This window comes from Vibrio sp. 10N.261.55.A7 (genome assembly GCF_002877365.1).
GTDB lineage: Bacteria > Pseudomonadota > Gammaproteobacteria > Enterobacterales > Vibrionaceae > Vibrio.
Map to the genome: position 1 here is coordinate 25,952 of NZ_MCWZ01000201.1, position 10,842 is coordinate 36,793.

Annotated in this window: 11 protein-coding genes; all 11 read left to right on the forward strand. The window is 45.1% G+C overall.

The window, feature by feature from the left end:
* Positions 1-9 precede the first annotated feature (9 nt).
* Positions 10-639, forward strand: a complete 630-nt coding sequence (locus BCU12_RS10440; RefSeq protein WP_102404233.1) for a hypothetical protein — start codon at positions 10-12, stop codon at positions 637-639.
* The gene (locus BCU12_RS10445) at positions 636-1,817 is read left to right on the forward strand and encodes a hypothetical protein (RefSeq protein ID WP_102404234.1); all 1,182 of its coding nucleotides are present in this window, start codon (positions 636-638) and stop codon (positions 1,815-1,817) included. The genes BCU12_RS10440 and BCU12_RS10445 overlap by 4 nt, the downstream gene beginning before the upstream one ends.
* The gene (locus tag BCU12_RS10450; protein ID WP_102404235.1) at positions 1,817-3,127 is read left to right on the forward strand and encodes a CpaF family protein; all 1,311 of its coding nucleotides are present in this window, start codon (positions 1,817-1,819) and stop codon (positions 3,125-3,127) included. Before BCU12_RS10445 ends, BCU12_RS10450 begins: the two co-directional genes overlap by 1 nt.
* 2 nt (positions 3,128-3,129) lie before the next feature.
* Positions 3,130-4,002, forward strand: a complete 873-nt coding sequence (locus tag BCU12_RS10455) for a type II secretion system F family protein (protein WP_102404236.1) — start codon at positions 3,130-3,132, stop codon at positions 4,000-4,002.
* Between the two features lie 5 nt (positions 4,003-4,007).
* Positions 4,008-4,901, forward strand: a complete 894-nt coding sequence (locus tag BCU12_RS10460) for a type II secretion system F family protein (protein WP_102404237.1) — start codon at positions 4,008-4,010, stop codon at positions 4,899-4,901.
* 119 nt (positions 4,902-5,020) lie between these two features.
* Entirely contained in the window at positions 5,021-5,740 is a 720-nt protein-coding gene (locus tag BCU12_RS10465; RefSeq protein ID WP_133153859.1) for a tetratricopeptide repeat protein, read from the forward strand.
* Positions 5,741-5,751: 11 nt separating this feature from the next.
* Positions 5,752-6,198 carry a TadE/TadG family type IV pilus assembly protein gene (locus tag BCU12_RS10470; protein ID WP_133153860.1) on the forward strand — a complete coding sequence of 149 codons (447 nt, stop codon included), beginning with the start codon at positions 5,752-5,754 and terminating at the stop codon, positions 6,196-6,198.
* Positions 6,195-6,839 carry a hypothetical protein gene (locus BCU12_RS10475; protein ID WP_133153861.1) on the forward strand — a complete coding sequence of 215 codons (645 nt, stop codon included), beginning with the start codon at positions 6,195-6,197 and terminating at the stop codon, positions 6,837-6,839. Before BCU12_RS10470 ends, BCU12_RS10475 begins: the two co-directional genes overlap by 4 nt.
* Complete coding sequence (locus BCU12_RS10480) at positions 6,817-8,265, forward strand: hypothetical protein (protein ID WP_102404241.1); 1,449 nt, start codon at positions 6,817-6,819, stop codon at positions 8,263-8,265. Before BCU12_RS10475 ends, BCU12_RS10480 begins: the two co-directional genes overlap by 23 nt.
* A gap of 9 nt (positions 8,266-8,274) precedes the next feature.
* Complete coding sequence (locus tag BCU12_RS10485) at positions 8,275-8,697, forward strand: YbaN family protein (protein WP_102404242.1); 423 nt, start codon at positions 8,275-8,277, stop codon at positions 8,695-8,697.
* A gap of 444 nt (positions 8,698-9,141) precedes the next feature.
* A complete protein-coding gene (locus tag BCU12_RS10490; protein ID WP_102404243.1) occupies positions 9,142-10,836 on the forward strand; it encodes a transporter substrate-binding domain-containing protein in 1,695 nt (564 codons plus the stop codon).
* Positions 10,837-10,842 lie beyond the last annotated feature (6 nt).

Consider the following 10,842-nt stretch of genomic DNA (forward strand, 5'->3'; position numbering starts at 1 on the left):
CTGTAAATTATGAACATTAGAAAACGAACACTAGCGCTATGCCTAACTGCAATGATGACCGGGTGTACTGCAATAGAAAAACAAGTAACAAGCGATATCGGTAACAATCTATCTGCGCCGTATCATGCACCTCAAATTGTGCTTGATATCAACACTCAAACACAAAGATTGAGCGATTCTTCACCTCACGTATCGCTTAAGAGCGCGATGAATCATTGGCATGTGCCTTCTTTAATCGCAGCAAAATTGGTGGTGCCTGAAGGTACCTCTAAACGAGTATTAAAGCGTTTGGAAACGCAATTTGGTCAAGCCGCTAAATCGGTAAACGTTAAAATCGTCACCCACGCCGATAGTGAGTTCATTCTTATCACTCATTCAGCAATCGCAAGCCTCACCGGGTGTGATAATAGTACGATAAAACCAGAGATTCGAGATGGTAAAACGGGGTACTCCCCTGCCCTTGAGTGCAGCACATTAAGCAATCTGATCGCTAGCATCGCAGACCCAAGAGATCTGCTCAGCGGTAAGAAACTACAGCAGCCGACGAGCATCAATGCCACTAGTGCGCTTCAAAATTACTACAGCGGTAGCGTCATAGCCCCGTCTCTTCAAGCCGTTTCAGTAGGAGGCTCTCAGTGAGTTCACATAATATCAATAACGCGCCGACCATTGCCGCCTATTTTATCCGAGAACATGACTGCACAGCCTTTGATCAGCGCTATCAAGATACCGCACTCAAGGCCCATAGCTATTGTGGATCGTTAGACAAAGCATTGGATAAGTGCATCCAACTCACAGAACTTGATGTCTTGATTGTTCAACTCCCAATCGACCAACAAGCAACCGCACTCATCAAGCAGATAACCGCGCGATTGCAACCCATGACAAAACTGGTCTTGATTGGTGAAGAGATTGATGTGCCAACCTACCGCCAATTTATCTCACTCGGATGCAGCGATTACTTGCCAGGCATTGTCGATCACGATCAACTCTATCAGCTCACGGCTAAATTAACGCGCTATGGGTTAGAGCAAGTGAACAATGCGCGTGGCGTACTGGTTTGGGGCGTAAAAGGTGGCGTAGGCACCACCACCATATCAGCGTCACTGGCTCGTATTTTTGCCACGCAGCATCATAGATACACCCTGGCGATCGATGCTGATATGTATTCTGGCGATTTGGGGCTCGCGTTAAATGAAGAGAATTCAGGACAACTCTCTTCACTTCTCACCTATTCCAACGAACTGGATAGTCTCTTAGTCAGGCGCAGTCTGGTCGAGGTAAGCGAAAACCTATCGCTGCTCAATGACTCCTTAGAGCTCAACCAGTCAATCTCTATAGAGGCGTCTCAACTGGGTGCTCTAGCGGAATATGCCAATGCACATTACGCCATCCACCTTTGGGATAAGAGCCTATTACTCAGCGAAGACCTGTCTACCTTGCTAACGAACATTAAGTTGTGTGTATTAGTGTGTGATTTGAGTATGAGCAGTGCCCTCTCTTTAGCAAAAGCACTCAACTACCTAGAGCGTTTCCCGCATGTTCGTTCGCTCGTGGTGGTCAACGAGACACGCAAAAAGACCCATCAATGGTTTACCGTCCAGGAACTCGAGCAATCACTCGATATCACCGTCAATTATCAGCTCCCTTTTGCCGGATCTCTGTTAATCAAATCTCAGGAACAAGGGACATCGCCCGATTCGGGTCAATCGGCATGGGCAAAAGAAATGCGCAACATTGCCAGTGACTGCCTTGGTTTGGCGACACCTAAACACCGTACCTTTTCCCCGTTCGCTTGGTTTGGGGGTAAACGTTAATGAAAAGCTCAGAGTCCTATACGCGTTATGAGTTGGGTCGCGATGAAGCAAGAAAAGGGCAAATCATTGCGATGCGGCAAGAGCTGATGGATAACCTCGATCCCTCTGAGGCGCTCACTATGTCGAATTCAGAACTCGAATTCTCAATCTTCCAAGCTCTGAGCCAGATTGCGGTCAACAACAAGGTCACCATGAACCTTCGTGAGCAGCAGCAGCTTACCAAGGAATTACTTGATGACATTAGAGGGTTGGGACCATTAGAGGCGCTAATTAACGATGACACTGTGTCTGATATTTTGGTCAATGGCCCTCACCAGGTTTACGTGGAACAAAATGGCCATTTAACCCTGGCCGATGTCTCTTTTCGAGACCAATCTCATGTTCATAATATCGCCCAACGAGTCGCCAGCAGAGTGGGACGACGTATTGACGAATCGTCTCCTATGGTGGATGCACGGTTAGAAGATGGAAGCCGAGTCAATGTGGTCGCGCCTCCGTTATCACTGAACGGCACCGTTATTTCAATTCGAAAGTTCTCTAAACATAAGCTCACTCTTTCGCATATGGCGACGGCAAACAATTTATCGAAAAGCATGGCCGATCTGCTTGCCCTTTTTGTTAAAGCCAAGATGAACATTCTTGTTTCTGGTGGGACAGGTGCAGGTAAGACAACGCTGCTGAATGCCCTTTCTGCCCATATTGGAGACGATGAACGGGTCATCACCATTGAAGACGCGGCGGAGCTCCAGCTTAATCAACCTCATGTGGTGAGTTTAGAGACTCGAGCCACCAGCATTGAGGGCTCTGGTGAGGTCAACCAAACCGACCTAGTAAAGAATGCCCTTCGAATGCGGCCAGATCGCATATTACTGGGCGAAGTTCGTGGTGAAGAGGTTTTTGACATGCTTCAAGCCATGAACACCGGCCATGATGGGTCGCTGTCCACCGTGCACGCCAACACCCCCAACGACGCGCTAATCCGCTTAGAGAATATGCTCAGCATGGCTCAGTCTAAGCTCAGTCCGGAGTTAATTCGAAAGCAAATCGCCTCTTCCATCGATGTCATTGTACAGATTGAACGCTGCCGTGACGGACACCGTCGAGTCACCAAAATATCCGAAACACACGGCGTAAACAGCGGCCAGATAGAACTGACGACACTGTTCGAATTTGAGATTCATGAGAGTGACAATGAAGACACGCTGCAAGGTGCGTTTGTTCAACGCCAAACTTCAAGTGAAAAACAGGAAAAGCTCATCAGCGCAGGATTGTCTCGACAATTAAAGCAATTGTTAGGAGGTCGAGGTTAATCATGATTGTGATCTTCGCTCTAGGGCTAATCGTTTTTTTCCTGATCATGACTGAACGAGCCAATGCCGTGCAAAGAAATAAAGTCATCGCTCGGGCGAATCGATACCTTGGCACCTATAGCCTGCGTAATCAAAAACAGTTGGCTAAGTCCAATCGTGGCGTCAGGCTCTGGTCTGACAAATTACGCCGATACTTACTGCCACTGCCTAGTGTCGCCGCTTTGGCAGTGACCTACTTTGTATCAGGGGCGACCCACGTTATCTTGGGCCTACTGCTTGGTGCTGGGACATTTTTGCTGACCAGTAAACTCTACCTTTCAAGAGAAGCACAAAAGCGTCTTGAAAACATTGAGCATGAACTGCCGCAAGCGATTGATGTCTTTGCTCGTGCCATTTCGGCGGGCGTCCCCGTTGAACGCGCCATATTGAGTGTCAAACATGCGTTCAATAGCCCTCTAGGGGACGAGTTTGAGCGCATACACGATGCGCTCATTTTAGGGGTGCCATTTCAGCAAGCGCTAACCGATGCCTCTCGCCGAGTCGAAAGTGGCGGTTTTCAGTATTTTACCGCGATTTTAAGCTTGAATGCCGAAACGGGTGGTCCTCTCGTTGAAGTGTTAAACAACTTGTCCGTCGGATTAAGAGAAAAACAAAAACTCGACAAAAAAGTCATGGTACTGACGGCTGAACCTCGCATGGCCGCACGAGTGGTGACGGGTATACCGATTGCTCTTCTCACGCTTCAATTTGTGAAACAACCAGAGCAAATTGATTTTCTACTGAACGACCCTACTGGTCAGCAAGTCATGCTATACGCCCTAACGAGTATCGTTATCGGCTTATTCGTCATCCAAAGACTCACAAAGATAGGCTGATCGTCATGCTCATTATTATTGCAACTTTGGCACTACTCTTGGCGCTTGGTCTGCTCGATTTTCGCTTGAACCAAAAACAATTCCAGCGACGAAAACAACGCTTTCTAGGCACAACCTTCATCGCATCGCCGCTGTCTGAAACTTGGCTCAAGGCGGGTTTAACGGTGGGTCATTTTTTTGAAGACAAACTGCTCAGCGAGAAAGACCAGCAACAGTTAAAGACGCTGCTGCTGAGAGCTGGCTTCTTCAAAAATACGGCCATGCCATTGTTCTTGCTGGCCAAATTTGGCCTGATCATCATTGGTCTCGTGTTGGCGTCTAGCCTATTTGCGCTCAACCCTGAATCATTGAGCGGTCAAAACCTTGTCATCAGTTTCGCCTTAATTTTTTCTGCCGGTATTGGGGTAGAGAAATGGGTGGAATGGCGAGGAGAACAAAGACAATCAACCATCAGCCGTTATTGCCCTGACATGATGGATATGATGGTGATTTGTACCGAATCGGGTGCAGGGCTTGATGTCTCACTGGCGAAAGTCGCAAGCAAGTTGAATTCTATCTGCCCTGAATTAGCCAAGGAGCTTCATTTAGTGGTCGATGAACTGACCGTACTGCCAGACAGAAGCCAAGCCTTTCGCAATTTGGCCAATCGAACCTTAGTGGAAGAGCTAAAAATTATGGCGACCACACTAAACCAAGCCATGAATTACGGTTCATCGATTGCAAAAACGCTGCGAGTCATTGCGGCTGACACCAGACAGAAACGCCTACTCACTATGGAAGAAGCCGCTGCGAAAGTACCCGCAAAAATGGGGGTGCCACTCATTATTCTGGTTTTATTTCCTACGCTGATGCTCATCGCAGCGCCTGCATTACTGAACCTTATCGCCGCTCTTTCATGATGTTCAACGCAATAAGGCTCAACGGAGCAATACTCAATAAAAAAATGCTCAATGAAACAATACTCGATAGAACAACGCCCAACGAGAATGGAAACAACAATGCTAACGGAACAGGTAACATGAAAATTTTACTCCCACTGCTGATTTCGATACTCCTTTCAGCCTGTGCGAACAGCCCAGAACCTGCCATTGCAGATGAACGGCAAACGCAATTCAAAGTCGCCCAAATGTCAGAAGAGAGCGGGCAGTTTCAGTCTGCACTCAACATCTATCAACGCTTATACGATGTTCAGCCTAGCGACGAGGTTAATTTAGCGCTTGGTCGAATATTTTATCGTCAAGGAGAATGGGTGAAAGCCCAAACGCACTTAAGTGAAATTGCATCTGACAGTGAATTCTATTCTGCGGCTAACCTTTGGAAGGCTCGAACACATTTGCGTTTAGCGAACCCAGAGAAAGCGCTGCAGTACATACCGCAGCCGACAACCGACGTCATTTGGGGCAACTTGAATGCCGTTGCGTTGGATTACTTGCAAAAGCACGATGAGGCGCAAGCGATTTATCTCAGCCAGCTGAAATCCTCGCCATTGAATACCGTCATTAGGCGCAACCTTGTCTACTCCTATTTGCTCGATGGCGATTATCAGTCAGCGCGTGACCAGCTCGATGTTTTGTATGAGCTTGGCTATCGCGATCAACAATACAGCATGCTTGATGCCATCGTGACCTTACTTCAAGAAGACAACGAAAGCGCGCTTCGTCAGCTCGAACAATACTCTTCCCCCTTTGAGGTCGAGCGATTCGTCGCACAACTCCGTCAGCTTCGAGTGACAGAATGAAGGGCGTTCTAATGCGACGACAAAAAGGCGCTTATTCCGTTGATTTTGTCATGACCTTTCTCGTGCTTTTCACCGTGATATTCATGGCGATAGAAATCAGCCGATACATGTTAAGCCGCTCATTGGTGGATCTCGGATTCAGGGAGCTAGTCATAGACAGCCGTACGGCCCCTTCACAACCTTTGGCTGGGCTTATCACCAAGTATTTTAAAACCAGCAACATTGTCAAACCAGAGCATGTCTCGATCGACGCTCGGGCGTGTGTGGATATGCAAAGCTACTTAAGTAATAGTTGCTCGACTGGTCAAGGTGGTGCTCAAAATATTGTTGAGTACCACCTAACCTATCAGTTCGACCCCATTCTGCCTCTGTTCACCAATAGCAATAGCGAATTATGGACCTATCAAAGTTATTTAATTGTTCGCAACGAACCTGATTTTGAGGAGAGCAAGTGGTGAGAAAACAGAAAAAACAACACGGTATCGCTCTCGTTGAAATGACCATGTTTGTGTTGCTATTAAGTGGTGTGATCTGGTCAGTGGTGGCCGTCGCTCGGCTTTATGCCCTTCAAGATCGGCTACACCTTGCTGTTTCAACTATTGGGACACTGGCTGCAGACATCCCCCCTAAGAACGAAGTCAATCTGCGCTTTGAATCGATACTTTGCGGCAAAAGTAACACCGCCTTACGCTTCGACGAGTGCCCTGAATCGATCACGAGTCAATTCTTGTATGAGGCGGCAATTCAAACCCTAGGCACCAAGTATGAAGGCCGCTTTGCTATGCGATTTGAATTTGTCAGCGATCCGCGCATCGCACAAAGCCAAGAATTTGCAAAGTCAGACACCATTGGTCAGGGGCAATGTGACCTCACTCCTTTCGTTCCGGGTGGCGTGCGCATTAACAGTTATTTGACCAACCCAAGCTCGACAAACACAACCACACTAAAAAACCGTGCCCATCATCAGTTCATCTATATGGCCATGTGTGTTGAACCCTTAGGCATTGCAGGGCGATTGGCTAGCTTCGTCAATAAACCCTTATTTGCCGACTCTATGTCGTTAAGGCGTTACTGGTATGACGGTGACTACATTGAATAAATCACTCCAACATCAAAAAGGCAGCAGCATTGGCCTGTTTCTGTTTTCAGTCACCATCATAATGGTGTTTTTTTTAGTCAGCATCAGCGCCATTCGATTCACGACTCTGCAAACCCGCTTGCACCATGCCGCGGACAATGCCTTAGCCCTTATTGCAAGAGAAGGACTGGCGGTTGATGATGAGGAAGCGCAATATCTGGCGCGCACCTTTGTCATTTACAATTTGCCGATAGGCATACGCAGCGATGCATTAAAAAATCGCAATGACCTGTCCATCACCATCGGTGAATTGGGGTATGAGAAGAACTTGTACCTCTCCATTGAGCAGGCGCCTAAGCCCATTACTAAAATGATGCCGACGTTCTCAGCGAGAGTAGAAAAACGCCTCATTCGAGAAATACAAACAATGGAAACCGTATTGTCACTCGACCTGTCGCGCTCAATGTCTGACAAGATAGGTGGGGGATTAAAACCATCGGTATTGATGCCCGGAATCCTCGACGATTTCATCGAGTCTCTCACCGGCGAGCAGATCATTTCCGAGGATCACCATATTGGCCTTGTTCCTTTCTCTGGCTATATCAACGTAGGGCAAGAGTATCAGAACAAATTGGTCACGCCATTATCAAGGCAAATCCAGCCAGAGCTTCGTCATGTCGCGTCAGAGCATGGCTACGGTCAAGATTTTCTGCACAACTTTGGCGTTGAAGGCAGGCGCGACGGTGCGTGTATTAAGCGTAACATTACCGATACCAGCATGATTGGCGACATATTGGATGTGCCGATGAATCCCAGCCAGGGGTTTGATCTCTTGGTTTACCACAATTATGAGCCGCTGTCGGAACCCAATTTACGCAGAGAAATCATTCAGGCCAACAGCGGTAGAGTGCCTGAACACCTGCTCCCATTCGAGCAAACGCATTCTGACGGCCACTACATAGGTACAGCGGGTGCTTGCCCATCGATGGCTCTGCATGAAGTAAGTGGCCGAACCGAATCACTCCGAGAAATGGTAAAAAAGTACTACGCGACTCACACCACTGGCGGAGACCAGGGCCTTATTTGGGCGTGGCGCATGCTTGATACCGGTTGGAAAAATGCCGTGTGGAAAGACCCTGGGCACACGCTCGACGATCCAAAACAGCGCATCATTTTGTTTACTGACGGAAAAAACAACGTTGGTCTACAAGACGATGACTACACCCGGTTGCTGGAAAACGTCTGTTTAACGCTGGCCACCGACGAGATAAAAGTGGATGTCATTCTTTTTGATCAAGGCATTAGCCAAGAAGAAATTGCCCAATATAAGGCGTGCAGTGCCATCACTGGCGGCCGCTATCACTATGTTCTCGGAGATGATCTCGGTGCATTGCAGCTGTTTTTCGCCCGCATGGGCATTCGTCAATACAAGATTCGCTTCATTTAGAGGTAAGCTATGAAAAGAACACTATTAATGGCCATAGGCTTTATCGCCACTGGCTTAGGATTTATCGGTGTATTTTTGCCCCTTCTGCCCACGGTGCCCTTTATCCTTTTGGCCATGTTTTGTTTTAGTAAATCATCCACTCGTTTTGAGCGCTGGCTGCTAAACAACAAGCTCTTTGGCCCAACAGTGCATCGCATTCAAACCAAGCAAGGCCTGACTCGAAAAGAGAAGGCACGAATACTGATACTCAGCTGGACATCAATCTGCTTAACGATTGTTTTTGTTCTAGACCGAACCAGTGTGCAGTTGCTGTTGGCCGGTATCTTGTTGATTGAAACCTGGGTCATGATACGCATGCCGACCTGCTCAGCTAAATCCCACTCAGCTAAACCCCACTCAGCTAAGCCACACTCGACTAAAGCGGCGGCATAAAACGAAAAGCCAGACCGCTTTAACTGAGGTCTGGCTTTTTACACTTACTTTTTGTCGTTTTTACTTTCCGCTATTCATTAACTCCATGATCACCGCTACATCAACTCATTGCTATCCAATGCTCCACCTGAAAGCAATTAGAGTGGTATTGAATAAGTCGAACTCACTTAGTGAGACAGAAAGAATTGAATAAAGACAATGGTCATTTTGTTGATAGGTTATTGAAGACAATGACAATCTACCCGTAAAGACAGAGTTGCTTGTTTCGAATGATTTACACATTCATATGGGCTATATTGTATATGTTTTTGTTACGACAAAGTGAATCTTCCGTTGTCAATTACGATTATCGATAGGCAATACGCCAACTACATGTCAGAAATGAATGGATTTAGATAGAAGATTAACTTGTCTGCATTTCATACGTATAGGTAGAAAGTTTGGATGAAGCTATTATTTATTTGTCTCCTTTGTATATCTGGTTTCTCTACAGCGATCGCTGCACCAGAAATAGAACTGACTGAATCAGAACAAGCATACATTATAGAAAACCCCGTCATAAACGTTGGAGTAATGCCCGACTTCACGCCTTTTTCGTACTATATAGAAAACACACTCGTTGGCTTTGAGCACGATTTATTAGCATTGGTATCGGAAAGAACCGGTCTTAAATTTGAATTGAAGATCGACAAATGGACCACTATCTATAACTCGTTTAAGAATAAAGAAATCGATATGATTTCAAGCATTTCATATAAAAAGTTTAGAGAGCCTTTTACCGTATTTACTAGTGCCTATTATGAGATCCCTATTATGATTTTTGTTCGAGATGACTTTGGGGATTATCTCGGCATAAAAAGCCTATATGGTAAAAAGGTTGGCGTGCTAAAAGATGTATTTTACGTTAAAGAAATTGAAAAGATAAAAGGCATCGAAATTGTCTACTATGATAACTATGAAGAATTAACGAAGGATCTTGTCTTTGGTAAAGTTGACGCATTGATTCAAAACTTAACAAACATAAACTACCTAATAAAGAAGAATGTATACAAAAACCTAAAACTGGCCAGTGAGCTTGTTCTACCAAATACAAAAAACGAAGACCTACGTTTTGGTGTTCAGCCAGATAAGGTACTACTTAGTTCCATTATACAAAAATCACTAAACAGTATTTCAAATAAAGAGAAAGAGTCCTTAATCGATAAATGGATGGGTTCTATTAAAGAGTATAGTGGAGAACATATTGAACTAACCGATATGGAGCTTGCGTATCTAGACAGCCATATTATCAAGTACTGTATCAACCCAAATGGTTTACCTTTAGAGGGTTTTGACGAAAAAGGTCAGCATATAGGCATGAGTTCAGATTATTACTCACTGTTCAAAAATATCCTTGGGGCCAAGTTTGAGATTGTTAAAACTCAGGATTGGAATCAATCCATGAATTATATACAACAGAAAAAATGCGATATGTTAGCGTTTAGTATGGAAACATTAGAACGTAAAGAATATTTGAATTTCACCAGTAATTTTATCGAAGTTCCTTTGGTGGTCGCGACTAGAGTTGATGGGCCATTCATTAATAATATTTTGGATTTAGAAGGTCATAGAATAGGTATTACAAGAGGTGATGCTTTTGTGAAAATTCTTCGACAAAAGTACCCATCACTTGATCTTGTAGAAGTAAACGGTGTTTATGATGGGCTTGATGGCGTAAAAGATGGCGATCTATTTGGCTACATTGACACTTTAGTCAGTATTGGCTATGAGTTTCAAAACAGATATTTTGGTGAATTAAAAATAGCAGGTAAAATTTCTGAAGAATTAAAACTATCAATGGCCGTAGTGAAAGAAGATGAAGTTTTATTAAATATATTGCAAAAGATCGTTAATAATCTATCTAATCATTTTCACAGAGAGGTCTTTAATAAATGGATTCCTGTAAAATATGAGAAAGGGATCAACTATTCATTAGTTTGGAAGGTTGTGCTAGTTGCACTATTTGTTCTCATCATTATCAGTTATTGGAATAGGAAAGTGATTAAAGCAAACGGTCTGCTTAAAGAGGCACAACAAGACATTGAGAAGAAAAATCGAGAGTTAGAAAAGCTTGCGACTACAGACAAACGGCGTTGTTGATCAAAT

What these genes read in the sequence shown, in the direction of transcription:
- BCU12_RS10455 (WP_102404236.1), top strand. Translation starts at nt 3,130, where the DNA reads ATGATTGTGATCTTCGCTCTAGGGCTAATCGTTTTTTTCCTGATCATG.
- BCU12_RS10490 (WP_102404243.1), top strand. Translation starts at nt 9,142, where the DNA reads ATGAAGCTATTATTTATTTGTCTCCTTTGTATATCTGGTTTCTCTACA.
- BCU12_RS10450 (WP_102404235.1), top strand. Translation starts at nt 1,817, where the DNA reads ATGAAAAGCTCAGAGTCCTATACGCGTTATGAGTTGGGTCGCGATGAA.
- BCU12_RS10465 (WP_133153859.1), top strand. Translation starts at nt 5,021, where the DNA reads ATGAAAATTTTACTCCCACTGCTGATTTCGATACTCCTTTCAGCCTGT.
- BCU12_RS10480 (WP_102404241.1), top strand. Translation starts at nt 6,817, where the DNA reads ATGACGGTGACTACATTGAATAAATCACTCCAACATCAAAAAGGCAGC.
- BCU12_RS10460 (WP_102404237.1), top strand. Translation starts at nt 4,008, where the DNA reads ATGCTCATTATTATTGCAACTTTGGCACTACTCTTGGCGCTTGGTCTG.
- BCU12_RS10485 (WP_102404242.1), top strand. Translation starts at nt 8,275, where the DNA reads ATGAAAAGAACACTATTAATGGCCATAGGCTTTATCGCCACTGGCTTA.
- BCU12_RS10470 (WP_133153860.1), top strand. Translation starts at nt 5,752, where the DNA reads ATGCGACGACAAAAAGGCGCTTATTCCGTTGATTTTGTCATGACCTTT.
- BCU12_RS10440 (WP_102404233.1), top strand. Translation starts at nt 10, where the DNA reads ATGAACATTAGAAAACGAACACTAGCGCTATGCCTAACTGCAATGATG.